The organism is Pseudomonas putida, assembly GCF_026625125.1.
In the GTDB taxonomy this organism is placed as follows: domain Bacteria; phylum Pseudomonadota; class Gammaproteobacteria; order Pseudomonadales; family Pseudomonadaceae; genus Aquipseudomonas; species Aquipseudomonas putida_X.
This window is the reverse complement of the sequence record NZ_CP113097.1, coordinates 2,526,860-2,550,582: the sequence shown is the minus strand read 5'-3', so window position 1 is coordinate 2,550,582 and position 23,723 is coordinate 2,526,860. Positions and strand designations below refer to the sequence as shown.

20 protein-coding genes are annotated in these 23,723 nt (G+C 62.5%); 11 read left to right on the top strand and 9 right to left on the bottom strand.

The genetic code is table 11. The features are described from left to right. Positions 1 to 64: 64 nt before the first annotated feature. Positions 65 to 517, top strand: coding sequence for an Lrp/AsnC family transcriptional regulator (locus OSW16_RS11750; protein ID WP_267823286.1), 453 nt, complete (start codon positions 65 to 67; stop codon positions 515 to 517). Positions 518 to 804: 287 nt separating this feature from the next. Next, positions 805 to 2,217, top strand: a complete 1,413-nt coding sequence (locus OSW16_RS11745) for a purine-cytosine permease family protein (RefSeq protein WP_267823284.1) — start codon at positions 805 to 807, stop codon at positions 2,215 to 2,217. A gap of 55 nt (positions 2,218 to 2,272) precedes the next feature. Here the strand turns inward: OSW16_RS11745 and OSW16_RS11740 are convergent, their stop codons facing one another. Next, positions 2,273 to 3,046 (bottom strand): transporter substrate-binding domain-containing protein, encoded by a 774-nt coding sequence (locus OSW16_RS11740; RefSeq protein WP_267823282.1) that lies wholly within the window; start codon positions 3,044 to 3,046, stop codon positions 2,273 to 2,275. Positions 3,047 to 3,204: 158 nt separating this feature from the next. On the opposite strand from OSW16_RS11740, the gene OSW16_RS11735 reads away from it, so the two are divergent. Continuing rightward, positions 3,205 to 3,456, top strand: coding sequence for a FeoA family protein (locus OSW16_RS11735; protein WP_267823280.1), 252 nt, complete (start codon positions 3,205 to 3,207; stop codon positions 3,454 to 3,456). Then, complete coding sequence (gene feoB, locus OSW16_RS11730; RefSeq protein WP_267823278.1) at positions 3,456 to 5,282, top strand: ferrous iron transporter B; 1,827 nt, start codon at positions 3,456 to 3,458, stop codon at positions 5,280 to 5,282. The genes OSW16_RS11735 and feoB overlap by 1 nt, the downstream gene beginning before the upstream one ends. Positions 5,283 to 5,579: 297 nt before the next feature. Here the strand turns inward: feoB and OSW16_RS11725 are convergent, their stop codons facing one another. Then, positions 5,580 to 6,284, bottom strand: a complete 705-nt coding sequence (locus tag OSW16_RS11725) for an NUDIX hydrolase (protein WP_267823276.1) — start codon at positions 6,282 to 6,284, stop codon at positions 5,580 to 5,582. A gap of 138 nt (positions 6,285 to 6,422) precedes the next feature. Here OSW16_RS11725 and OSW16_RS11720 point away from each other — a divergent pair, with 138 nt between their 5' ends. The 3 genes from OSW16_RS11720 to OSW16_RS11710 all read left to right on the top strand — a co-directional run bounded on the left by OSW16_RS11720 (position 6,423) and on the right by OSW16_RS11710 (position 8,740). After that, entirely contained in the window at positions 6,423 to 7,073 is a 651-nt protein-coding gene (locus OSW16_RS11720) for a nicotinamidase (RefSeq protein ID WP_267823274.1), read from the top strand. Further along, positions 7,070 to 8,269: a nicotinate phosphoribosyltransferase gene (gene pncB / locus OSW16_RS11715; RefSeq protein WP_267823271.1), complete on the top strand. Its 1,200-nt coding sequence runs from the start codon at positions 7,070 to 7,072 to the stop codon at positions 8,267 to 8,269. Before OSW16_RS11720 ends, pncB begins: the two co-directional genes overlap by 4 nt. A gap of 180 nt (positions 8,270 to 8,449) precedes the next feature. Next, positions 8,450 to 8,740 carry a stress-induced protein gene (locus OSW16_RS11710; RefSeq protein ID WP_267823269.1) on the top strand — a complete coding sequence of 97 codons (291 nt, stop codon included), beginning with the start codon at positions 8,450 to 8,452 and terminating at the stop codon, positions 8,738 to 8,740. Between the two features lie 142 nt (positions 8,741 to 8,882). Here the strand turns inward: OSW16_RS11710 and OSW16_RS11705 are convergent, their stop codons facing one another. After that, entirely contained in the window at positions 8,883 to 9,752 is an 870-nt protein-coding gene (locus OSW16_RS11705; RefSeq protein WP_267823267.1) for a LysR substrate-binding domain-containing protein, read from the bottom strand. 110 nt (positions 9,753 to 9,862) lie between these two features. Here OSW16_RS11705 and OSW16_RS11700 point away from each other — a divergent pair, with 110 nt between their 5' ends. Both OSW16_RS11700 and ppnN read left to right on the top strand, forming a co-directional pair. Continuing rightward, on the top strand, positions 9,863 to 10,924 hold the full coding sequence (locus tag OSW16_RS11700; RefSeq protein ID WP_267823265.1) for a YeiH family protein: 1,062 nt from the start codon (positions 9,863 to 9,865) through the stop codon (positions 10,922 to 10,924). Positions 10,925 to 10,974: 50 nt separating this feature from the next. Continuing rightward, positions 10,975 to 12,348 (top strand): nucleotide 5'-monophosphate nucleosidase PpnN, encoded by a 1,374-nt coding sequence (gene ppnN / locus OSW16_RS11695; protein ID WP_267823263.1) that lies wholly within the window; start codon positions 10,975 to 10,977, stop codon positions 12,346 to 12,348. A gap of 229 nt (positions 12,349 to 12,577) precedes the next feature. On the opposite strand, the gene OSW16_RS11690 is transcribed toward ppnN, so the two are convergent. Both OSW16_RS11690 and pssA read right to left on the bottom strand, forming a co-directional pair. Next, the gene (locus tag OSW16_RS11690; RefSeq protein WP_267823261.1) at positions 12,578 to 13,744 is read right to left on the bottom strand and encodes a GGDEF domain-containing protein; all 1,167 of its coding nucleotides are present in this window, start codon (positions 13,742 to 13,744) and stop codon (positions 12,578 to 12,580) included. An 83-nt stretch (positions 13,745 to 13,827) separates the two neighbouring features. Continuing rightward, positions 13,828 to 15,156, bottom strand: coding sequence for a CDP-diacylglycerol--serine O-phosphatidyltransferase (gene pssA / locus OSW16_RS11685; protein WP_267823259.1), 1,329 nt, complete (start codon positions 15,154 to 15,156; stop codon positions 13,828 to 13,830). A 156-nt stretch (positions 15,157 to 15,312) separates the two neighbouring features. Here pssA and OSW16_RS11680 point away from each other — a divergent pair, with 156 nt between their 5' ends. Continuing rightward, on the top strand, positions 15,313 to 16,305 hold the full coding sequence (locus OSW16_RS11680; RefSeq protein ID WP_267823257.1) for a GlxA family transcriptional regulator: 993 nt from the start codon (positions 15,313 to 15,315) through the stop codon (positions 16,303 to 16,305). Positions 16,306 to 16,309: 4 nt separating this feature from the next. On the opposite strand, the gene OSW16_RS11675 is transcribed toward OSW16_RS11680, so the two are convergent. The 3 genes from OSW16_RS11675 to katG all read right to left on the bottom strand — a co-directional run bounded on the left by OSW16_RS11675 (position 16,310) and on the right by katG (position 21,462). Further along, positions 16,310 to 17,644 carry an MFS transporter gene (locus OSW16_RS11675; protein ID WP_267823255.1) on the bottom strand — a complete coding sequence of 445 codons (1,335 nt, stop codon included), beginning with the start codon at positions 17,642 to 17,644 and terminating at the stop codon, positions 16,310 to 16,312. 108 nt (positions 17,645 to 17,752) lie between these two features. Next, positions 17,753 to 18,964: a M24 family metallopeptidase gene (locus tag OSW16_RS11670; RefSeq protein WP_241805843.1), complete on the bottom strand. Its 1,212-nt coding sequence runs from the start codon at positions 18,962 to 18,964 to the stop codon at positions 17,753 to 17,755. 239 nt (positions 18,965 to 19,203) lie between these two features. After that, complete coding sequence (gene katG / locus OSW16_RS11665) at positions 19,204 to 21,462, bottom strand: catalase/peroxidase HPI (RefSeq protein ID WP_267823253.1); 2,259 nt, start codon at positions 21,460 to 21,462, stop codon at positions 19,204 to 19,206. A 376-nt stretch (positions 21,463 to 21,838) separates the two neighbouring features. Between katG and OSW16_RS11660 the strand changes: the two genes are divergently transcribed. Next, complete coding sequence (locus OSW16_RS11660) at positions 21,839 to 22,741, top strand: LysR family transcriptional regulator (protein ID WP_267823251.1); 903 nt, start codon at positions 21,839 to 21,841, stop codon at positions 22,739 to 22,741. An 18-nt stretch (positions 22,742 to 22,759) separates the two neighbouring features. On the opposite strand, the gene OSW16_RS11655 is transcribed toward OSW16_RS11660, so the two are convergent. Continuing rightward, positions 22,760 to 23,638: a DMT family transporter gene (locus tag OSW16_RS11655; protein ID WP_267823249.1), complete on the bottom strand. Its 879-nt coding sequence runs from the start codon at positions 23,636 to 23,638 to the stop codon at positions 22,760 to 22,762. Positions 23,639 to 23,723 lie beyond the last annotated feature (85 nt).

Sequence of the window (23,723 nt, the reverse complement as noted above, 5' to 3'; positions counted from 1 at the left end):
TCCAGCGGGGCATTATCTTTCGTATATTCCCCCTCAACGCCTTATTAGTGGAAGAATTTTCCCCGTGGACAGGACAGACCGCAAGATACTTGCCGAGCTGCAAAAAGATGGTCGTTTGTCGGTTACCGAGTTGGCCGATCGCGTGGGGCTGAGCCTGTCACCTTGCCATCGGCGGCTAAAGGCGCTGGAGGAATCAGGGGCGATCCTCGGTTACCACGCACGCCTGGCACCCAGCGCGTTGGGGCTGAACTTCGCCGCGCTGGTGTTCGTCACGTTGCGCGAAGTCACCCGTCAGCCAGTGGCGGATTTTGAGGCGGCTCTGGGCGAAATACCGCAGATCGTCGAGGCGCAGCGGCTGTTCGGAGATCCGGACTACCTGCTGCATGTCGTGGCAAAAGACCTGCCGGCGTTTCAGAAACTGTATGACGAACAACTGACCAGCATCCCCAACGTCAAGCGCTTGAGTTCGACCCTGGTGATGAAAGAGGTGATTCAGGACCGGATACTGCCGATGTAACCGGGCGCACTGCAATCGGGCAGTTCGCACCAACACCGCCCACCCGTATGCACGCATGCCTGCCCGAACCGGCCAAGCCCGCGCCTTCCAGCCCGGTGGCGCGCTCTTTGCTACCACTGGCCTCTTAACCTTTTGTCAGCCTTAGGTTTTTTAAGGTTTATGGGCACATATTTACTAATTTCTCCTTCCCCCCGCTCCCCGCATCATCGCTCCAACAAGAACGCGTCGCCCTTCGCCGGCACGCACCCGGGCAGCACCCGATGCCCCACCTTGCCTTGGAGTCAGTCATGACCAGTGCAGCCAATTCGGCACCCCTCATAGAAAAACACACGATCGGCTACGTGCCGCCACAAGACCGCCATGGAAAGGTAAGGGATCTGTTCACGCTGTGGTTTGGCGGCAACATCGCGCCGCTGCCCATCGTCACCGGCGCGCTCGGCGTGCAGCTGTTTCACCTGAACCTGCTGTGGGGCATCGTCGCCATTCTGGTCGGCCACCTGGTCGGCGGCGTGTTGATGGCACTGCACTCGGCGCAGGGCCCGCAAATGGGCATCCCACAGATGATCCAGAGCCGCGCCCAGTTCGGCTCGCTCGGGGCACTGCTGGTGGTGGTGATCGCCGGGGTGATGTACATCGGCTTTTTCGCCTCCAACATCGTCCTGGCCGGCAAATCGCTGCATGGCGTGGTAGACAGCGTGCCGGTACCGGTGGGTATCGTCATCGGCGCGCTGGGCTCGGGAATCATCGGCATCATCGGCTATCGCTTCATCCACGTACTCAACCGCATCGGCACCTGGGTACTGGGCATCGGCATCGTGGTCGGCTTCGGCTACATCTTCAGCCACGTGCAGAGCGACGATTTCCTGACCCGCGGCGGCTTCAACCTGGCCGGCTGGCTGGCCACGGTGTCGCTGGCGGCGCTGTGGCAGATCGCCTTCGCCCCGTACGTGTCGGACTACTCGCGATACCTGCCGGCTGACGTGAAGGTATCTTCGACCTTCTGGACCACCTACCTGGGGTCGGCGCTGGGCTCGAGCCTATCGTTCATCTTCGGCGCCGTCGCGGTGCTGGCGATCCCCGCCGGCATGGACACCATGGATGCGGTCAAGCTCGCCACCGGCACCCTCGGCCCGATCATGCTGGTGCTGTTCCTGCTCAGCGTGATCAGCCACAACGCTCTCAACCTCTACGGCGCAGTGCTGTCGATCATCACCCTGATCCAGACCTTCGCCTACCGCTGGATCCCCACCGCCAAGAGCCGTGCGGTACTGTCGCTGATCGTGCTGGTGGCCTGCTGCGTAGTGGCAGTGTTTGCCTCAGCCGACTTCATCGGCCACTTCGTCGACATGGTGCTGGTGTTGCTGGTGGTGCTGGTGCCGTGGACTGCGATCAACCTGATCGACTTCTATGTGATTCACAAGGGCGACTACGACATCCAGTCGATCTTCAAGGTCGATGGCGGTATCTACGGGCGCTACAACCCGCAGGCGCTGGCCGCCTATGCCGTGGGTATCGTGGTGCAGATCCCGTTCATGAACACGCCGCTGTACGTGGGGCCGATCTCCGAGCACATCAACGGCGCCGACCTGTCCTGGCTGGTGGGCCTGCTGATCACTTCGCCGCTGTACTGGTGGCTGGCGAGCCGCGACAGTGCCTATCGCCGTCGCCAGACCAGCGCCAAGCTCGCCGCCGCTGTCTGACCTGGCAGAGGGCGCAACGATCACAATCGCCTGGAAACGGGCGGTTGTGGCAGCCTCAGGGCGCCGCCAGCCACTGCGCAGTGATGCTGTCGTAGCTGCCGTTGGCCACGCTCAGGTGCAACCACTGGTCGACGTAGCCTTTCCAGGCCACATCATCACGAGGCAGCAGGAAGGCTTTTTCGCTGTATTGCATGGCGCGCTCCGGGTTGACCGCGCACAACCCGGGTTTGAGCTTCTGCTGATAACGGGCTTCGCTGGCGTCAGTGATCATCACATCGGCCTTGCCCGACAGCAGCTCGTCGAAAATCGTCACGTTATCGTGCAGGCGTATGCTCGCCTGGCCCAGATGCGCCCGTGCGAACGCCTCGTTGGTGCCACCAGCGGGTTCGATCACGCTGACCTGGGGCTGGTTGATTTGCGCCACGGTCTGATAACGCTGCACATCGGCGCAGCGTACCAGCGGGATCTTGCCGTCGACGCCCAGTGACTCGCTGAAAAATGCCTTCCTCTGCCGCTCCAGTGACACCGAAATGCCCCCGACTGCAATGTCACAGCCTTGGCCCAGGAAGTCCGGCATCAGGGTTTTCCAGGTGGTGGGCACCCACTGAATGTTCACATCGAGGCTCTTGGCCAGGGACTGTGCCATGGCAATGTCGATGCCTTCATAGCTGCCGTCCGCACGCAGGGAAGAATAGGGCTTGTAGTCGCCCGTCGTGCAGACCTTGAGCGTACCGCGCTGAAGCACCTCATCGAGGCGCGAAACGGGGGGCGCGGCCAGGGCCGTGCCGGTCATGGCTGCCAGCAGGCAGAAGGTCAAGGGTGCTTTCATGCGGTCAGGTCCTTGTGAGCAGGGTTGATAAACGTCATCTGCGCCTCGCGCTCAAACCAGATACACCAGGTGCCTGGCTTTCGTGAAGATATCTTCACATTCCTTGTATCTGGCCTGCGCGGCCAATAGCATCAACGCAAATCCGAATCATTAACATCATGGGTAGTTCGATGTATCTGTGCGATTTGCCGCATCAGCAAAAAGCGTTCGTCACCGAGGTTCTGAAGGCGGACACCTCTGATTGCCTCAGCCAGCGCCTGCAGGATATCGGATTTGTCCCCGGTGAACCTGTAACGGTAGTGGCGCGCGCACCGTGGGGAGCAGACCCCATTCTGGTACAGGTTGCCGGCACCCGCTTCGCGCTGCGCCGTAATGAAGCCATGCGCATCGTGGTGGAGGTAGGCGTCTGATGTCCGGGACCCGCTTAGCCCTGGTCGGCAACCCGAATTGCGGAAAGACAGCCCTCTTCAACGTGCTCACCGGTGCGCGGCAAAAGGTGGCGAACTATGCTGGCGCGACGGTCGAGCGCAAAGAGGGCGTGCTTCGCACAGCGTCAGGCCGCGCATGCCGGGTTCTCGATTTGCCGGGCACCTACAGCCTGTCTGCCGTCAGCGACGATGAACGGGTGACACTGCGCGTGCTTCAGGGCGACTACCCCGGCGAGGCTCGCCCCGATTTGCTGCTGTGCGTCGTAGACGCCACCAACCTGCGTTTGCACCTGCGTTTCGTCCTTGAAGTCCAACGTTACGACATCCCCATCATCCTGGTCTTGAACATGGCCGATGCTGCGCGCAAGCGCGGTATATGCATCGACACCCGCAAGCTGTCAGCGGCGCTGAATGCGCCTGTCGTGCAAACCATCGCCGTTCGTCGCGACGGGGCTGACGAGCTGCTCAAGGCGCTCGATGCACCCTGCGAACACCAGGTTGCAGCGGTACCGATGGAAGAGGACCTGCACACCCGGGTTCGTCAGATTCTCGCCACCTGCGTGGTAACCCCGCAGGTGGGTGATACACGCGTAGATGCCATTGACCGATGGCTGATCCACCCCCTGGTGGGCCCTTTAGTGCTGTTGACGGTCATGCTGGTGGTTTTCCAAAGCGTCTACCTGGTGGGTAAACCCATCACTGACGCCATCGCTGACGGTTTCGACCTGCTGGCAACGCTGACCCGCACCCTTCTACCTGCCGGCCCGCTACAAGGGTTGCTGTGCGACGGGTTGATCGGTGGCCTGGGCACCGTGTTGGGTTTCATGCCGCAAATTCTGGTGCTGTTCTTCTGTATTTTCGTTCTGGAGGAATCCGGTTATCTGCCCCGCGCAGCGTTCATACTCGATCGACTGATGCGAGGGGTGGGCCTGTCGGGCCGCTCGTTCATCCCTTTGCTGTCGAGCTTTGCCTGCGCCATCCCGGGCATCATCGGGGCACGCAGCATCAGCGACCGCTACGACCGGCTCACAACCATACTGGTAGCGCCGCTGATGACGTGCTCGGCACGCTTGCCGGTGTATGCCCTTCTGATAGGCGCGGTGATACCCGACAAGACCATAGCAGGCGTGCTCGGCTTGCAGGGGCTGGTACTGCTTGCGCTGTATGTGCTGGGGATCGTCGGCGCCATGGCCGTAGGCTGGGTATGCAAGCGCCTGAGGCCCACGGCCATGGCGCAACCACTGCTACTGATGGAGCTGCCGGCCTACAGGATGCCCTGCGCAAGGGACCTGGCCCAGAGACTGTGGGAGCGTGGTTATCTGTTTCTGAAGAAACTCACCGGGGTGATCCTGGCCCTCACCGTCGTCATGTGGTTCATCTCGACATTCCCAGCGCCCCCCGCCGGTGCAGCCGGGGCCGCGATCGATTACAGCGTGGCGGGCTATCTGGGCAAAGCCCTGCAGCCGCTTTTTGCTCCGCTGGGTTTCAACTGGCAGATTACCCTGGCACTGATCCCGGCTTTCGCAGCCAGGGAAACGGCGGTGGCAACGCTGGCGACGGTGTATTCAGTGGCCAGCGCCGAGGATGTGTCGTCACTTGGCCACGTGTTGTCGGCGCAGATCTCGATGGCCAGCGCGCTGTCGCTGATGGTCTGGTTCGCATTCGCGCCTCAATGCATGTCGACCTTGGCGGTGATCCGCAAGGAGACTGCCAGCTGGCGGCAGGTGGGTTTGGCGTTTGGCTACATGTTCGTTGTGGCCTACGTCATGGCGTGGCTGACCTACAGCATCGTTCGGGCCGCCTCATGAGCCTCCTGGTGCAATACGCCATCGTAGCGCTCGTGCTGCTCGGCTGCGCGCGCAGCCTGTGGCGCCGTTTGAGATCGTCGGCAACTGGTGGTTGCGCAAGTGACGCGTGTGGCAGCTGCTCTGCAGGGTGTCAGCCAGCGCAAAGGATACCGGCTGAAAATCTGCCAACGCCGAGCAAGGGAAGCTCCGACCAAACGCCGTGACGGGCAGGCCTTCTACCACCCTGGGCGGCGCAGGCTGCTCAGGGTTTGTGTCGCTCTCCGCTGGCCATCGAGTGAAACGCGCGGGGGCTGAACACTATGAGCCCTCCGGCAGCAGGCTACGGTCGAACATGAACGGCCGGTCACCTTGTGGCGTATATTGATACAACTGCTGCGGCCGGCCGAGCCGTGGCTGATTCTTCTCCCCCGTATCGCGCACCCAACCCAGCTCGCGAAGTCGCTCCAGGCGCTTGCGCAGCGAGGTGTTGTTCACCGCCTGGCCCAGGCACGCCTGCATCGCGCCCAATGCATCGAGCACCGTGAACTTCTCGGCCAGCAGGTTCAGCGGCAGGCTGCTGTACACCGTCTTGCTCGCCAGCCGCTCGCGGGCACGTTCTACCAGCAGGTTGTGATCGAACGGCAGCAGCACCTTGCGGCCCAACACACTGTCCAGGTCAAAAAAGGCCAACTGGTCACCTTCGACCTGCTGCTGAGGCTCGAGCAAGGCCAGGTAATAGGTGCTCAACGACCAGCCACGCGGGTCCCGGAACGCGTTGCCTTCAGTACCGACCTGCTCCAGGTAGCGCGGCTGCACCCGGGCTTTTTCACCCAGTGCGCGCTCGGCAGCGGCCTGCAGGCTGGTGTCCGGGGTGCGGCCGTTGACCAGCACCCCGGGCAAAGCCCACTGAGCGGCATGGGGCTCGCGCTCGCGGCGATGCAACAACACTTGCAGATGCTGGGCTTCGTGGGCCAGACGCAGAGCGACGATATCGACGCTGGCCAGGACTTCGGCTGTACTCACCAAAAGACTCCACTGTTCAATGGTGCAATATTCCACCAGAGCACTTAACTAGAGCAAGCATCTTTCCAAGCAGGATATGCACTTGACATACTTACACCACCAGGTGGAATATATGACCAGCCCAGCGAGGAGAGCCCCATGAAAATCGCCAGTTTCGATGTCGACGCGCAAAACGGCTTCACCGCCAATGCCCCACAGGAATTGCCGGTGCCCGAAGGCAATGAAATTGCCGCCGACCTCAATGCAATGGCCCGACGCGCCGACCTGCGCCTGGGCAGCAAGGACGCGCACCCAGCCAATGCTGCGTGGGTGGTCACAGAACCTGGGCAAATGCTGCAACCCCTGGCGCTGGCCAATGCCGACCTGACCTGGGTCAGCCACTGCGTGCCAGGCACGCCGGGCTTCGAACTGTTGCCCGGCCTGCCCGCCCCCATCGATTACGACTACTTCGTGTGGAAAGGCGTCGAACCCGACCTGCATCCCTACGGTGCCTGCTACCACGACCTGGCCGAGCGGCGCTCCACAGGAGTCATCGAATACCTCAAAGTGCAGCAGGTTGGCGCGGTGATCGTCGGTGGCCTGGCCCTGGACTACTGCGTCAAGACCACCGCCCGGCAGCTACGCCAGGCAGGCTTTCAGGTGCTGCTGTACCTGCCGGCCTGCCGCGCCCTCACTCAGGAAGGCGCCATTACCGCCTGCGGCGCGCTGGCTGCAGAGGGCGTCATCCTCTGCGGCGACGAGGCCGCGCTCGACCATCAGCTCTCTCTGATCAAGGACGTCCACCCATGAGCGAAAGCGTTTTCGGCCCACGGATCATCCAGAACCTGCTGGATACCGACTTTTACAAGATCACCATGATGCAGGCGGTGCTGCACAACTACCCCAACGCCGAGGTGGAATGGGAGTTTCGCTGCCGTAACGGCGAGGACCTCGCCCCCTACCTGGCCGAGATTCGCTATCAGGTGGAGCAACTGGCCGACGTCACAGTCACCCACGACCAACTGGCCTATCTGGAGAAAATCCCGTTCATCAAGCCGGACTTCATCCGCTTCCTCAGCCTGTTCCGCTTCAACCTGCGCTATGTCCAGGTCGGCCTGGATGACGCTGGGCAACTGGCGATTCGCGTGCGCGGGCCCTGGTTGCACGTGATTCTCTACGAGATCCCGCTGCTGGCCATCATCAGCGAGGTGCGCAACCGCTACCGCTATCGCGAAGTGGTGATGGAACAGGTGGGCGAGCGGCTATACCAGAAACTGGACTGGCTCAAGGCGCAAGCCAGTGCCGACGAGTTGGCAGGCCTGCAGCTGGCCGATTTTGGTACGCGGCGGCGCTTTTCATACCGTGTGCAGGAAGCCGTGGTACATACACTCAAGCGCGATTTTCCGGGGCGTTTCGTTGGTACCAGTAATGTGCACCTGGCCCGCGAATATGAGCTCAAGCCCATCGGCACCATGGCCCACGAATGGTTCATGGCCCACCAGCAACTTGGCCCGCGCCTGGTCGACAGCCAGGCTGCCGCGCTCGAGTGCTGGGTGCGCGAATACCGTGGGCTGCTGGGCATCGCGCTGACCGATTGCATCACCATGGACGCGTTCCTGGGCGACTTCGACCTGTACTTCGCCAAGCTGTTCGATGGCCTGCGCCATGACTCGGGCGACCCACTGGCCTGGGCCGAAAAGGCCATCGCCCACTACGAGCAATTGGGCATCGACCCGCAAGGCAAGACGCTGATATTTTCCGATGGGCTCAACTTCGCCAAGACACTTGAGCTGTACCGGGCCTTGCACGGTCGCATCAATGTGAGCTTTGGCATTGGTACCAATCTGACCTGCGATATCCCCGGCGTCGAGCCAATGAACATGGTGATCAAGATGACGGCCTGCAACGGCGCGCCGGTGGCCAAGATCAGTGACAGCCCAGGCAAGACTCAATGCCGCGATGAGAACTTCGTGGCGTACCTGAGGCATGTCTTCAACGTCGCCTGAACACGCTCATGGCCACCGCCCGGCCTATTGGCCAAGCGGCTTTTACGGCGCAATACATCTAGCTTCACATTCATTCGCGCACCCCGTCGGTTAATACAAAAGTAGAGGGAGCGAGTGCCTTGCACCCAGCGTCGGAATTAAACACAGCCTTTTCTGTGTGAATTCACGAGGTGCAAGATCATGGCTAACGATCAAGGCAAAAGTGGACAACAAGGCGGCACTCCACAACACAACCCGGACCAGGTTTCCAACGACCCGAACAAAGCATGGGAAGAGGGACGTCAAGGCGGCCAGATGCCCGATGACAAGTGGGAAAACGATCCGCAGCGTTCAGGGGGTGGTGCACAGCAAGGAGCGACCGGCGGCCATGGCTCTGGTAGCCGCGCCGACACCGATGTTGAGAAAGGTATGGATTCCGACCCACAACTCGATGACGAAGAAGACAGCGGCATGAACAAGGACGATCGCTGATCCTCACAGGCCAGGGCGGAGGAAACGCCCTGGCCGTTAACCTGTACAGCGCGGTCGCATCCAGCCATTCAGCAATCCCGTATCGAAAACACCAGCTGACTGCCAACTCAGGCAACTTCAAGCAACCTTCACTACATGGGTGTCACGTACACAGCGACATGAACCGCGCCGCTGCCCGCGACGGCGTGGCCGCGTGTGGCAGCAGAATGGAAAAATGCCTGACCAACGGCTGTGGGCCAATGTGCAAGCGCTGCAAGGCGCCCCCCTCATGCCTGATCGACATCGCCGAAACGAAACCGATGCCCATCCCTGCCCGCACCGCCTCCTTCACCCCTTCGACGCCGGCGATTTCTAATGCTACGCGCATGGCCACGCCACTGCGCGCGAACGCCCGCTCGACAACCTGCCGGACCCCGGAGCCGCTTTCACGCAGCACCAACGGGAAGCTGCCCAGGGCCTCCAGTGTCTGGCGCGATTGTTTGGCCAACGGGTGACCGCTGGGCACGATGGCGACGATCTCGTCCTCGCGCCACGGCGTCACACTGGTGCCCAATGGCAACTCCTGCCCGGGCGGGCCTTCGATCAGGGCAATGTCCACACTGCCCAGCGCCGACACGATCTCTGCGGTGTTGCCGTGCAAGGTGCTTACCTGCACCTCGGGATACTGCGCGTGAAAGTCGGCGATCAAGTAAGGCAGCAGGTAGCTGGCGGGCGTAGTGCTGGCACCGATGCGCAAGGTGCCGCGCTCCAGCCCGCGCATGGCGTCGCGCAGTGCCTGGGCCTGGCGAAAGGTTTCGCGCAAGCGTTCGGCATGGGCCAGCAGCTGTTCGCCGGCCGCGGTAAGCCGCACACCGCGGCCGGCACGTTGGTATAAAGGCTCGCCGAATGCGTCCTGCAGCAGCTTGAGCTGGCCAGAGACAGCCGGCTGCGACAAGTGCAAAGCCAACGCCGCATGGCTGATATTGCCATGCTCGGCAACGGTGGCGAACGTTATCAGTTGTTCCGGGGTCATCCATGCAAAATATCAGCTACACGGATATTTGCCATCCTGAATTACGATTTTTTATAAGCTTATAACCAAATTAAAGTAGGCCTTGTCGATCCACTGTCCGGAGGACTCACATGGCCACGGTACCTTCCAACCCTGCCTTTGCCCCTACCCTCTCTACCCGAGGGCGGCTCAACGGCATCCTGTTCGTCGCATTGTTCGCATTCGCCGTCACCCAACTGGCGGCCCTGCCCTTCATCGCCAACCTGGGCATCAGCCCGCTCATCGTCGGCATCGTCGCCGGTGCCCTCTATGGCAACGCGCTGCGTGATGGCGTACCGGCCAGTTGGGCGGCGGGCATCAATTTTTCTGCCCGCGGGCTGCTGCGTATCGCGGTGGCGTTCTTTGGCCTGCGTGTCAGCCTGCAGGAAATCGCCGAAGTCGGCTGGGCAGGCCTCACAGTCTCGCTGCTGGTGGTGGTCAGCACCCTGCTGGTCGGCTTGTGGTGTGGCATGAAGCTGCTCAAACTGGACCGTGATACCGCCTTGTTGACCGCCGCCGGCAGCGCGATTTGCGGCGCCGCAGCAGTGCTGGCCTTCGAATCGGCGCTGCGCAGCGCGCCGCACAAGAGTGCCATGGCCGTGGGTAGCGTGGTGCTGTTCGGCACCCTGTCGATGTTCCTGTACCCACTACTGATCAACAGCGGCTGGTTGCACCTCGACACCCTGGGTGCCGGGCTGTTCCTGGGCGGCACCGTGCACGAGGTCGCCCAGGTGGTGGGCGCGGCAAGCAATATCAGCCCCGAGGCCACGCATGTCGCGACCATCGTCAAGATGACCCGGGTGATGCTGTTGGTGCCCGTGCTGCTGGTGGTGGGCGCCTGGATCAGCCGTACCCGCCTGCCGGGCCAGGCACAAGGCAACGGTCGCCTCGCCATGCCCTGGTTCGCCTTCGGCTTTCTCGCCCTGGTGCTGGTGAACTCGCTGCAGGTTTTGCCAGGCAGCGTTACGCAAGCGGTCAACAGCCTGGACACCTTCGCCCTGACCATGGCCATGACCGCATTGGGCATGGAGACACGCTTGAGCCAGATCCGCCAGGCCGGCCCTCGGGCGCTTGTGACCGGTGCGATTCTCAACCTGTGGCTGCTCGGTGGCGGGCTGGCGATTACGCTGGGTGTGCAAAAGCTCTTCGCATGACTTATGGTGTTGTCAAAGAAGGATGTTTTACCTGCACAGGAAAGACTTAGATGCCCCAACGCCATGTCATCAATGCATCCGTCAGCCCCAAAGGCAGCCTGGAGACGCTGTCGCAACGTGAAGTCCAGCAACTGAGTGAAGCCGGTACCGGAAGCCTCTACACCCTGTTTCGCCAGTGCGCCCTGGCCATCCTCAACACCGGCGCCCATGTCGACAATGCCAAGACCATCCTCGAGGCCTACAAGGACTTCGAGGTACGCATCCACCAGCAGGACCGCGGCGTGCGCCTGGAGCTGCTGAATGCGCCCGCCGATGCCTTCGTCGATGGCGAAATGATCGCCAGCACCCGCGAGATGCTGTTCAGCGCCCTGCGCGATATCGTCTACACCGAAAGCGAGCTGGCCAGCCAGCGCATCGACCTGGAAAGCTCCCAGGGCATCACCGACTACGTGTTCCACCTGCTGCGCAACGCCCGCACCCTGCGCCCGGGCGTCGAGCCGAAAATGGTGGTGTGCTGGGGCGGCCATTCGATCAGCAGCGAGGAGTACCAGTACACCAAGAAGGTCGGCCACGAACTGGGCCTGCGCAAGCTGGACATCTGCACCGGGTGCGGCCCGGGCGTGATGAAGGGGCCGATGAAAGGCGCCACCATCGCCCATGCCAAGCAACGCATGCACGGCAGCCGTTATCTGGGCCTGACCGAACCGGGCATCATCGCCGCCGAGGCGCCCAACCCGATCGTCAACGAACTGGTGATCCTGCCGGACATCGAGAAGCGCCTGGAAGCCTTCGTACGTGTCGGCCACGGCATCATCATCTTCCCCGGTGGCGCCGGTACTGCCGAGGAATTCCTCTACCTGCTCGGCATCCTGATGCACCCGGACAACCAAGACCTGCCGTTCCCGGTAGTGCTGACTGGGCCGCGCAGTGCCGAGGCGTTCCTGCTGCAACTGCATGCCTTCGTGGGGGCCACGCTGGGTGAGGCCGCCCAGCGCCACTATCAGATCATCATCGATGACCCGGCCGAGGTGGCGCGGCAGATGGTCGAGGGGCTGAAGGAGGTCAAGCAGTTCCGCCGAGAGCGCAACGACGCGTTCCACTTCAACTGGCTGCTGAAGATCGACGGCGGTTTCCAGCACCCGTTCGACCCGACCCACGCCAACATGGCCGAACTGGCCCTGCGCCGCGACCTGCCGCCGCATGAACTGGCCGCCAACCTGCGTCGGGCGTTTTCCGGCATCGTTGCCGGCAACGTCAAGGACAAGGGCATCCGCCTGATCGAGCAGCATGGGCCGTACCAGATCCGCGGCGACAGTGCGGTACTGGAGCCACTGGGGCAACTGTTGCAGGCGTTCGTCGACCAGCACCGGATGAAGCTGCCGGGTGGCGCGGAGTATGTGCCTTGCTATCAGGTTGTGACCTGAAGAAAAACGGGCCGCACTGCGGCCCATCGCCGGCAAGCCGGCTCCCACACTGATGGGGAATGCCTCCAGGAAGTTGGGCACTAATCCAATGTATTGGGGCAGTCCAGTAAATTGAAGCCCCCGCCGCACCGGTGGGAGCTGGCTTGCCAGCGATGGGCTGCGTAGCAGCCCTAATGAAGCTGACTCACTGGCATTGGGATGACTGCACCTGTAAGGGCCGGTTGACGCGCTACCTGGCGGGGTTCATCTCGCTGCGGTCGAGCAGGCGAATACTGTTACGCCCGCCACGCTTGGACTGATACAGCGCCACATCACCCTGCTCGATCAACGCCGCCAGGCTCGCCGGTGGCTGGTCGAACAGGTTGGCGCCGATACTCAGGGTCACCGCCTGCGGGGTCGGCATTGCCTGCTCGGCAAATTGCTGGAACTGGCTACGCAAAACGCCACCCAGCTCCACCACCCGCTCACTGCTGGTATCGCTGAGCAGGATGACGAACTCATCCCCACCCAGCCGCGCCGCCAGTGACCGCTCTGGCAACACCGCACGGATCATCTCGCTGAGCGTGACCAGCAGCCGGTCGCCGGCCGCGTGGCCATGCAGGTCGTTGACCAGCTTGAAATTGTCGATATCGATCAGCAGCAGCGCCCCAGGCCGGGCCGGGCTCACGTCTTTGAACAGGGGCGTGGCGCGGACCTCCAGCGCGCGGCGATTGTACAGCGCCGTCAACGGATCGCGGGCAGCGAGCCGGGCGATCCGCTCTTCACGCCGATAACGCACGGTACCGGTCATCGACAGGGCGATCAGCATGATTGCCATGGCCCCCTCGACCAGCGACACCTGGATGATCAGGCCGCCAAAGGTCGCCAGGTCGATCAGCGTGCCAGGCGTCACCGCGATGCCAGCCTTGATCACATAGAACAGGCCATGGATGAGCAGTACATACCGCAACTGCACGGCCCCCACGCTCAGCGACTTGCCGTGCGGACGCAACAGCAGGCTGGCCTTGAGTGTGAGCAGCGCCACCAACAGCGAGTTGACCATCAGCATGACCTTGGACCACTGAGGCCCTACGGGCAGCAGCAGCAAGGCGAACCAGGCAACGACGATCAGTAGCCAGGCCCGCGACAGGCGGGTCTGGGTAAAGCGCAGCACCCCCAGCAGGAAGAACGCATGCGCTACCACCAGCAAACCGTTGGCGAACCAGATACCGATCAACAGCAGGCCGATCCCGCGCAGCAGGGCCAGGGTGGAGCCGACGGTGATGGTAGCGAAACCCGCGCTCCAGAACAGCAGCGAGGGTTCGCGGACGCTGCGCCACTCGATCGCCAGGTACAAGGCTGCAGCGGCAGCCAGGGCGATCGTGATGGTCAGCATCGTGGGTGGATCAAGCGCCATGAAAGTTTTGGCCTATCTGGTTAACGTGGAAAACGGCTGATTGTATTCGTTTGCCATGACTTTTCAGAGAGGTAAAAAACGCCTTACAACACCCGCTTGATCAACGGCTCCAGGCGGCTGTATCGCAAGCGGCGCAAGAACCTGCGCACCTCTTTGGGGTGCTCGGCCTTGACCCCCAATGCTTGCGCCGAGTCGATCTTCGGGGCATGCCGGCGAATACCCTCCAGCTCCACCTCCCGCGGCACCGTCCACTCGCCCAGCGGGTCGTCGATCAGCAGCCCGTTTTCCAGGTCCAGGTTGAACCCGCGTGGGTTGAGATTGTTGCCGGTCAGCAACGAGTAACGCTGATCGACCCAGACGCCTTTGGCATGAAACGTATGCCCAGGGTCGCTCCAGATCCGAACCACCAGTTGGCCGCTGACGATGCCGGTTTGGCGCCGCCGGACGAACGCACGCAGGTTGTCCTCGTACAGGTAGGGCAAGGCGCCACTGGCGCTGAACGGCTCGCCCGGCGCGATATAAAAGTCATTGGCCGTCCGATGGCCGATGATCAGTTCCACCCGCACGCCACGCTCCAGAGCGTGGTCGATCTCACGCATCAATACTCGGGGCGGGTTGAAATAAGGCGTGCTGATGATGATCTGCGACCGCGCCGCGGCCAGCAGCGCGCACAGCGTGCGGTTGAGCGGGTTGCCGCGGCCAACCCCGAGCAACGGCATCACCCGCATGCCCTGCCCTGCAACGGCAGCCGGTGCGTCATACGCCATGCGCCGCAACCGTGCACGCAAGCGGCGGATATCGCCGCGCAGGCTGCGGTTGGTCGGTGGCGCCGGCAGGTCCAGGCGCGGCGTTGCAGTGTGGTGCAGCAGCCGGCGTACCAGGCCGACCATGGCATCGGCCAGCGCAGGCGACTGGAACAGGTGGTAACGGTCCAGCCGGTAGCGGTCGAAACGGTGCAGGTAGACGTTGTTCAAGCTGGCGCCGGTATAGATCACGCAGTCATCGATGACGCTGCCCTTGAGGTGCAGTACGCCGAACAGCTCACGGGTTTGCACCGGCACGCCATGAATGACCACGTCCAGCCCACGCAACTGGCGCTGGGCCTGGTACCAGGCGGCATTGCCCGGCTGGCGCCCGGCGCCGAGCAGGCCACGGCGTGCGCGAAACCAGTCGACCACGATAAGGATCTCCAGGCTCGGCCGCGCCGCTTTGGCCTGGTACAGGGCATCCAGCACTTCCTGCCCAGCCTCGTCCTCCTGCAAGTACAAGGCGACGATGACGATGCGCCGGGTCGCGGCACCGATGCGCTCAAGCAAGCAGGTGCGATAGGCCGCGGCATCGGGCAACACCTGGATGGCCTGCGGCGCGATGGCGAAACCCGGCAGCGCCGCCAGCATGGATTCGGGGTTCAAATAGTTTCACCTTCTGTCTGCATTGAGGTCCATTCCTGGCTATCGCGCCGGGGTGTAAGATCGACCCGGCAACGATCCATAACAACAAGAAACATGCGAGGCCTGCTTTTCACTGCCCCCAACGAATCACGCCTCAGCTTGCACAGGAAGATCGCAATGGTCCACCCCGTATCTGCAATCGTATCGCCTTGCCCAGCCAAGACCTTCGGCTTTCTGGTGCTGCCCAACTTCACAACCATCGGCCTGGCGTCGGCAGTGGAAACTCTGCGCATGGCTAACCTGGCCGCCCGCCGGCCCCTCTACCGCACTGTATTGCTCGCTGCCAGCGAAGCGCCGGTGATGGCCAGTAACGGCATGCGCATCCTGCCTGACCATGCCATCGCCACCGCCCCGCCGCTGGATGCCCTGTTCGTGGTCGGGTCCAACCCGATCGACCGCAGCCGGGGTAACCGGCCCTTGATCGACTGGCTGCGCCAATTGGCCCGCCAGCACGTCCCGCTGGGGGGCATCTGTACGGGCAGCTACCTGCTGGCCAAATCCGATCTGCTCAAAGGCTATCGCTGCACTATCCACTGGGAGGACATAGAGGCCCTGCAGGAACATTTCCCTGGGATCGTCATTTCCAGCCAGCTGTTCGAACTGGACCGCGACCGTTACACCTGCTCCGGTGGCATTGCGGCCATGGATATGATGTTGCAACTGGTCGCCCGCGAAGTCGACGGCCCAGACATCGCTGCCAAGGCGGCCGAATTGCTGCTGTGCGACCGTGTGCGCGGCGAGCGCGAGCCCCAGCGCGTGCCGTTGCGCACCTTGCTGGGCAGTGCCCAGCCCAAGCTTAGCCAAGTGGTGGCGATCATGGAGGCCAACCTAGAGGAACCACTGGCACTGGAGGAACTGGCCAGCCTCAATGAGGTTACCGTGCGCCAGCTTGAACGGCTATTCCACAAGTATTTGCAGCGCACGCCCAGCCAGTATTACTTAGAGTTGCGGTTGTCACGGGCGCGGGAATTGCTGTTGCGCAGCGACGTGCAGGTGCGGGAGGTGGCGCTGGCATGCGGGTTCAGTTCGCCGGCGCATTTTTCCAAGAGCTACAGCCGATTCTTTGGCCTATCGCCGCTTGGGGAGCGGCGACAGGCATCGTTGCACTGATACCTCAGTCCTTCAGTTCGCCATGAGCTGTTTCCCGGCACATCAACATGGCCACCAGCGCCACCAGAGCCGCCGCCAGCAGGTACCCGGCAGGCGCCAATTTGCTACCGGTCACATGAATCAGCCAGGTAGCAATAAACGGTGCCGTCCCGCCAAACAAGGCGTTGGCCAGGTTGAAGCTCAAGGCAAAGCCACTGAAACGCACTCGGGTGGGGAATATTTCGGCCAGCAGGCACGGCAAGGTGCCGTCGTTCATCGCCAGCATCGCCCCGAAGGAAATCTGGATCGCCAGCACCACCAGCAGGGGCTGGCCATCGAGCAGCTTGAACAGCGGCACGGTCAACCCCAGGAACAGCAACGAAGCAACCACGAGCATGGTTTTGCGGCCAAAGTGGTCAGACAGGCGCCCCATCAGGAAAATCAGGCCAATGTATGTGGTCAGCGAAACCGTCGAGGCGATGAACGAGTCACGCTCGTTCATACCCATTTCGCTCGACAGGTAAGTGGGCATGTAACTGAGCAGCAGGTAGAACGCCACAGCGTTGAGGCAGGTAACCCCAATGCCGATCGCCAAACTACGGCGGTGATGGCTCAGCAGTTCCCGGATCGGCGCCGGGGTCATGCAGGCCTTACTTTCCAACCGCTGTTCCATTTCCAGGAACTTAGGGGTGTCCTGCAGGCTCATGCGGATATAACGCCCCACCAGTCCGAACGGTGCCGCTAGCAAAAACGGCAGGCGCCAGCCCCAGCTGTGCAAGTCTTCAGTACTGAGCAGTTCATGCAAGGCGGCGACGAATGCTGCACCGAACAACAGCCCGGCGGCGGTGCTAGCCGGCACGATGCTGGTGTACAGCCCCCGTCGGCCAGGCGGTGCATATTCGGCAAGAAAGGCCGCCGCGCCGGCGTACTCGCCCGAAGCGGAAAAACCTTGCACCAGGCGGATCAGCAACAACAGGCAAGGTGCCCACAGGCCGATTTGCGCATACCCCGGCAACAGGCCGATGCAGAAGGTGGAAATCGACATGATCAGTATCGACAGAGACAGGGCATTACGCCGGCCATAACGATCGCCAAAATGACCCCACACTATCCCGCCCAGCGGGCGTACGAGGAAGGACAGGGCGAATACCGCGAACGTCGCCAGCAGGCCGCTGGTCTTGTCCGTTTGCGCAAAGAAGGTGGCGGCGATGATGGTCGCCAGGTAGCCATAGGCGGCGTAATCGAACCATTCGACGAAGTTGCCCATGAAACTGGCACGGGCGGCCTTGCGCAGGGCCTGGCGTTCGGCGCCTTGGGCGGCACCGGCGAGGGTGGGAGCATTCAGGGTGGTGCTGGACATGACGGATACCCTCTGATTCTTCTAATTGGAGGCAGGGTCTGAAGGTCATACAGTTGTTATTGTGTGGTTTGCGCCGGCCTGCGCACTCGCAGAGGCCGGCACATGCAGTCACTTGCGAATGATGTTGCGCTCCGGTCCATACGGGAACTTGGTGATGTTCTCGGCCCCCGTTTCATTGACGATCAGAATGTCATGCTCGCGGTAGCCCCCTGCCCCCGGTAGCCCTTCGGGCAGCATGATCATCGGCTCTATCGACACCACCATGCCCGGTTCCAGAACCGTATCGATATCCTCGCGCAGCTCCAGTCCTGCCTCGCGGCCGTAATAATGGCTGAGCGTGCCGAATGAGTGGCCATAACCGAAGGTGCGGTACTGCAGCAGGTCATGACGCAAGAAGATTTCGTTCAGCTCGCGGGCGATATCGCAGCAGCGCATGCCCGGGCGCACCAGCTTCAGCCCTGCCTCGTGCACCTCGACGTTGGCTTGCCAGAGGCGCAAGTGCTCGTCCGGGCAGTGGCCTAGGAACAACGTTCGCTCTAACGCGGTGTAGTAGCCAGCGATCATGGGGAAACAGTTGAGGCTGAGGATGTCGCCCGGATTGACCTTGCGGCTGGTTACCGGGTTGTGCGCACCGTCAGTGTTGAGCCCGGACTGGAACCAGGTCCAGGTGTCCATCAACTCGCTGTCGGGGCAACTACGAGCGATCTCGCGGACCATCGCCTGGGTGGCATGCAGTGCCACTTCATATTCCGGCACCTGGTCCTGCAGCGCCTCGACCACCGCAGCACCGCCAATGTCGGCCACCCGGGCACCGTGGCGAATGAGCGCCTGTTCTTCGGCGGACTTGATCATGCGCATGCGCATGCAGGGGGCACCGATGTCCACCAGTTCGGCCCTTGGGTAACAGGCGGCGAGCTTGGCATGGTTCTGCAGGTTGAGGTGGTCGTACTCCACACCGATACGCGACGCCAGCGGCAGCGCCTGCTGGATCGCCACAAAATAGTTGTCGCGTTGCCAGTCGGTGTAGACGATATTGTCGGTGCCAACCGTACGACGCCAGGGTTGCCCACCGTCTATGTTGGCGCTGATCGACACCACCTTGTCGTGGGTCACCACCAGTGCATAGGGGCGGCCGAATGAGCAGTACAGGAAGTCGCTGTAGTAGTTGACGTTGTGGTACGAGGTGAAGATCGCCGCCTCGATATCCTGCTCGGCCATGTAGGCCCTCAGCCGGGCATGCCGGGCGGCGTACTCCTGTGCGGAAAATGTCGGCTTGACCTTGTTGCCGTTGTGGATTTTCAGGGTCTGGGGCATTTGCATAGTCGGTGTTCCTTGTCGTTGTGAGCACGCTGTTTCAGGCCGGCCGCCTGAGATGCATTGCAGCAGAACGAACGAGGACGCTTTTGTACCTACCCGACCTGGAATTGGCGCGATGGCCACTTCCCCATTTGCAAACAAGCCGGCCCCCACAAGCACTCCACCACCGTCAGGCTGGGTGGTGTACCTGTGGGGGCCGGCTTGCCGGCGCTTGGGCAGCAACGCAGCCCCAACCAGTACCTCTATTTCAAATCAAAACGGTCCAGCTCCATGACCTTCACCCAGGCCGCGACGAAGTCCTTGATGAACTTGTCCTTGCCGTCGCTGCTGCCATACACCTCGCTCAGCGCCCTTAGCTGCGCGTGCGAGCCGAACACCAGGTCCACACGGGTGCCGGTCCACTTCACCTGCCCGGTCTTGCGGTCGCGGGCTTCGAAGTTTTCGTTGTCGTCCGAGGTGGGCTTCCACTCTACCCCCATGTCCAGCAGGTTACGGAAGAAGTCGTTGCTCAGCGTGCCTGGCTGGTCGGTGAACACCCCGTCCTTGCTGCCGCCATGGTTGGCACCGAGCACCCGCAGGCCGCCGATCAGCACGGTCAGTTCCGGGGCGGTGAGGGTCAGCAACTGGGCTTTGTCCAGCAGCAACTTCTCGGCCTTGACGCTGTAGCGCGCCTTGCTGAAATTGCGGAAACCGTCAGCCAGTGGCTCCAGCACGGCAAAGGACTCGACATCGGTCTGTTCCTGAGAGGCGTCGACCCGGCCCGGGCGGAACGCCACGTTGCCCGTGTAGCCGGCATCCTTGGCGGCCTTTTCCACGGCGGCGGTACCGGCCAGAACGATCAGGTCAGCCAGCGAGATGTGCTTGCCAGCGTTATTGAACTCGCCCTGGATCTGCTCCAGTGCCGCCAGTACTTTGCCCGTGCCCTGGTTGGCCGGCCAATCCTTCTGCGGCGCCAGGCGCAGGCGGCCGCCATTGGCCCCACCCCGCTTGTCAGAGCCCCTGAATGTCGACGCGGCTGCCCAGGCGGTCGATACCAGCTCACCCACACTCAACCCTGATGCCAGGATTTTGCTCTTGAGCGCGGCAATGTCCTGCTCACTGGGTAACGGTTGAACGGCCTTGGGCAGCGGGTCTTGCCAGAGCAGTTCCTCATTGGGCATTTCCGGCCCGAGATAACGTGCCAGCGGCCCCATGTCACGGTGGATCAGCTTGTACCAGGCACGGGCGAAGGCGTCTGCCAGCTGGTCAGGGTTGTCCTTGAAACGCCGGGCTATCGGCTCGTAGATCGGGTCGAAGCGCAGGGCCAGGTCAGAGGTGAGCATGGACGGTGCGTGGCGTTTGCTCGGGTCATGGGCATCCGGCACGGTACCCGCGCCTTTGCCCTCCTTGGGCTGCCACTGGTGGGCACCGGCCGGGCTCTTGGTCAGCTCCCACTCGAAGTTGAACAGGTTGTTGAGGTACTCGTTGCTCCAACGCGTTGGCGTCGAGGTCCAGGTCACCTCCAAGCCGCTGGTGATGGTGTCGCCACCCTTGCCGGTGCCAAACGTGTTGGCCCAGCCCAGGCCTTGCAGTTCAAGGCCGGCAGCTTCCGGTTCGGCGCCGACGTTGTCGGCCGGCCCTGCGCCGTGGGTCTTGCCGAAAGCGTGGCCGCCGGCAATCAACGCCACGGTTTCTTCATCGTTCATGGCCATGCGGCCAAAGGTTTCGCGGATATCCTTGCCCGAAGCCACCGGGTCGGGGTTGCCTTCCGGGCCTTCCGGGTTGACATAGATCAGGCCCATCTGCACGGCGGCCAGCGGGTTTTCCAGGTTGCGTTCGGCGGCCAGGTCGCGGTTCTGTTCTTCACCGTGCTTGGCAGGTTCGGCCACCAGGTCACCCTGCCCCGGTGCCTGCGCCTTGACCTGGTCCTTGCCGTAACGGGTGTCGCCGCCCAGCCAGACCTTTTCCGAGCCCCAGTACACGTCTTCGTCCGGCTCCCACACATCTGCCCGGCCGCCGGAGAAGCCAAAGGTCTTGAAGCCCATCGATTCCAGGGCGACGTTGCCCGTGAGCACGATCAGGTCGGCCCAGGAAATCTTGTTGCCGTACTTCTGTTTTATCGGCCACAACAGGCGCCGGGCCTTGTCCAGGCTGACGTTGTCCGGCCAGCTGTTGAGCGGTGCGAAACGCTGCTGACCGGAGCCGGCACCGCCGCGCCCATCACCGATGCGGTAGGTGCCGGCGCTGTGCCAGGCCATGCGGATGAACAAGGGGCCATAGTGGCCGAAGTCGGCCGGCCACCAGTCCTGGGAGTCGGTCATCAAGGCGGTCAGGTCTTGCTTGAGCGCCTGGAAGTCGAGGCTCTTGAACGCCTTGGCGTAGTCAAAGTCCGGGTCCATCGGGTCGGACTTGGCGCCATGTTGGTGAAGAATTCTGAGGTTGAGCTGGTCAGGCCACCAGTCTCGGTTGGTGGTGCCGCCACCTGCGGTTTGATGGAACGGGCATTTCGATTCGTTCGACATCTGCTGTTACCTTTGGGTCGGTTATCCAGATTTCAGGTCTGTGCCAGTTGTTCTTCTGCGCTGAGCACATGGGCTCATGCCTACCCCTCATCAGGTCCGGTCGGTCACGTCCGACAGGGGCTTGCGAAACTGTCACGGCGTGGCGGCAAGGTCTTGCACCCAGGTGCTCTGACGCCGCCCGCAGGGGAATTCGCAGGGCCACGGACAAGACTAGTCGAGCTTGGGCAGACTTCTAATAGAGTGGCTATTGGGGGGTGATAGGTTGGCTCTGTCAGGTGCCCAGTACGGCCACCTGGCCGCACATCCCTACAAGGCGCGCGGGCCCGCGCCGTGCTTCAATACAGCGCTAACCAACCTTCTGCGTGAGCCAAGCCCCATGAACCGCAACGACCTGCGCCGCGTCGACATGAACCTGCTGGTGGTTTTCGAAGCGCTGATGATCGAGCGCAACCTGACCCGCGTCGGCGAAAAGCTGTTCATCACCCAGTCCACCGTCAGCGCCGGCCTGGCCCGCCTGCGCGAGCTGTTCGATGACCCGCTGCTGATTCGCAGCGGCCGGGCCATGGAGCCAACCCCCCGGGCCATGCAGATCTTCGCCGAGCTGGGCCCGGCCATGGACGTCATCTCTTCAGCGATCAGCCGCGCCCGGGCGTTCGACCCAAGCAACAGCTGCAACGTCTTCCGCCTGGGGCTCTCGGATGACGCCGAATTCGGCCTGTTCCCCGCCCTGCTGCAAGCCCTGCGCGAAGAAGCACCCAACATCAGCGTAGTGGTGCGCCGGACCAACTTCCTGTTGATGCCTGGCCTGCTGGCCAGCGGCGAGATCTCGGTGGGCGTCAGCTATACCACCGACCTGCCAGCCACGGCCAAGCGCCGCAAGCTGCGTGACATCGGCGTGCGCGTATTGCGCGCTGACAGCCGCCCAGGCCCACTGAGCCTGGACGAATACTGCGCCAGGCCGCATGTGATGGTGTCGTTTTCAGGAGACATGAGTGGCAACATCGACCTTGATCTGGCGCGCATCGGCCGTTGCCGCAAGGTGGTGCTGGCCGTGCCACAGTTCGGCAGCCTGCGCGCGCTGCTGCGCAACACCGAGCTGATCGCTACCGTGCCGGACTACGCCGCCTGCGCCCTGGCTGACGACAGCAGCCTGCGCGCCGACCCGGCGCCGTTCGACATCACCGAGGCGGAACTGTCCATGGTATGGAGCGGCGCCCAGGACAATGACCCGGCCGAACGCTGGTTGCGCGAACGGATTCTGCAGTTCATGGCCAGGTAGTGCGGGCGTGGGCTCTGTTCACTTCCTGCGCTGCATCCAGGCAGCCCCAAGCCCACTCAGGCAGATGATGGCGATGCCCACAAGGGTGGTGCTATCGGGCACCTGCCCATAGATCAGCACCCCCAGCAAGCCGGCAAACACGATCTGGCAATAGCTGAACGGCGCCAGCAGAGCGGGCGCGGCATGGCGGAAGGCCTGGGTCAGCAGCAGGTGCGCACTCATGCCAAAACCACCCAATGCCAGCATCAGCAGCGCATGGTCCCAACGCGGCAGCTCCCAGAAGAACGGCACCAACGCACTCATCACCAGCGTGTTGCACAGCCCGGCGTAGAAGTTGCTGGTGGTGGGGCTGTCATAGGCGGCGAGTATGCGCGTGAGCAACTGGTAGAAGCAGAAGCCCAGCGCTGAGCCGAGGGGGAACAGGATCGCCGGGGTGAACATCGCGCCACCGGGGTGCACCACCACCAGCACGCCGACGAAGCCCAGCACCACTGCAACCCATTGCCCACGTGTGACCTGCTCCTTGAGCAGCGGCGCCGACAGCGCCGTGACCAGTACCGGGGCCAGGAAGTTGACGGAAGTCGCCTCGGCCAACGGCAGATACTGCAAGCCGGCAGTGAAGAACAGGCTGGTGCTGAGCAGGCTCAGCGCGCGCAAGGTCTGCAGCACCGGGCGCCGGGTGCGCAGCACATTGAGGCCGGACTTGGGCAGGAATATGCCGGCCATCAGCAGCGTGTGCACCACGTAGCGGGCCCACACCACCATGATGATCGGGTACAGGCCACCGAGGAATTTGGACAAGGCATCGTGGCTGGCGAACAGGAACGTGGCCACCACCACCAGGGCGATGCCGCGCAGGGGGTGGTTGACTCCGGACAACGGTGTGCTGGAACTCATGGCGTTCTCGATGGCGGCGTTGCGGCATGCAACGCCAGGTGAAGGCAGTGCGACTGCAAGGGATTCTAGAAGAGATACGACGACT

Excerpts from the sequence above, each read along its gene's own strand:
- ppnN (WP_267823263.1), top strand. The coding sequence starts at position 10,975 with ATGCCCCAACGCCATGTCATCAATGCATCCGTCAGCCCCAAAGGCAGC.
- OSW16_RS11655 (WP_267823249.1), bottom strand. The coding sequence starts at position 23,638 with ATGAGTTCCAGCACACCGTTGTCCGGAGTCAACCACCCCCTGCGCGGC.
- katG (WP_267823253.1), bottom strand. The coding sequence starts at position 21,462 with ATGTCGAACGAATCGAAATGCCCGTTCCATCAAACCGCAGGTGGCGGC.
- feoB (WP_267823278.1), top strand. The coding sequence starts at position 3,456 with ATGTCCGGGACCCGCTTAGCCCTGGTCGGCAACCCGAATTGCGGAAAG.
- OSW16_RS11670 (WP_241805843.1), bottom strand. The coding sequence starts at position 18,964 with ATGCAAATGCCCCAGACCCTGAAAATCCACAACGGCAACAAGGTCAAG.
- OSW16_RS11710 (WP_267823269.1), top strand. The coding sequence starts at position 8,450 with ATGGCTAACGATCAAGGCAAAAGTGGACAACAAGGCGGCACTCCACAA.
- OSW16_RS11735 (WP_267823280.1), top strand. The coding sequence starts at position 3,205 with ATGGGTAGTTCGATGTATCTGTGCGATTTGCCGCATCAGCAAAAAGCG.
- OSW16_RS11660 (WP_267823251.1), top strand. The coding sequence starts at position 21,839 with ATGAACCGCAACGACCTGCGCCGCGTCGACATGAACCTGCTGGTGGTT.
- pncB (WP_267823271.1), top strand. The coding sequence starts at position 7,070 with ATGAGCGAAAGCGTTTTCGGCCCACGGATCATCCAGAACCTGCTGGAT.
- OSW16_RS11700 (WP_267823265.1), top strand. The coding sequence starts at position 9,863 with ATGGCCACGGTACCTTCCAACCCTGCCTTTGCCCCTACCCTCTCTACC.
- OSW16_RS11740 (WP_267823282.1), bottom strand. The coding sequence starts at position 3,046 with ATGAAAGCACCCTTGACCTTCTGCCTGCTGGCAGCCATGACCGGCACG.
- OSW16_RS11675 (WP_267823255.1), bottom strand. The coding sequence starts at position 17,644 with ATGTCCAGCACCACCCTGAATGCTCCCACCCTCGCCGGTGCCGCCCAA.
- OSW16_RS11720 (WP_267823274.1), top strand. The coding sequence starts at position 6,423 with ATGAAAATCGCCAGTTTCGATGTCGACGCGCAAAACGGCTTCACCGCC.
- OSW16_RS11745 (WP_267823284.1), top strand. The coding sequence starts at position 805 with ATGACCAGTGCAGCCAATTCGGCACCCCTCATAGAAAAACACACGATC.
- OSW16_RS11705 (WP_267823267.1), bottom strand. The coding sequence starts at position 9,752 with ATGACCCCGGAACAACTGATAACGTTCGCCACCGTTGCCGAGCATGGC.
- OSW16_RS11680 (WP_267823257.1), top strand. The coding sequence starts at position 15,313 with ATGGTCCACCCCGTATCTGCAATCGTATCGCCTTGCCCAGCCAAGACC.
- OSW16_RS11690 (WP_267823261.1), bottom strand. The coding sequence starts at position 13,744 with ATGGCGCTTGATCCACCCACGATGCTGACCATCACGATCGCCCTGGCT.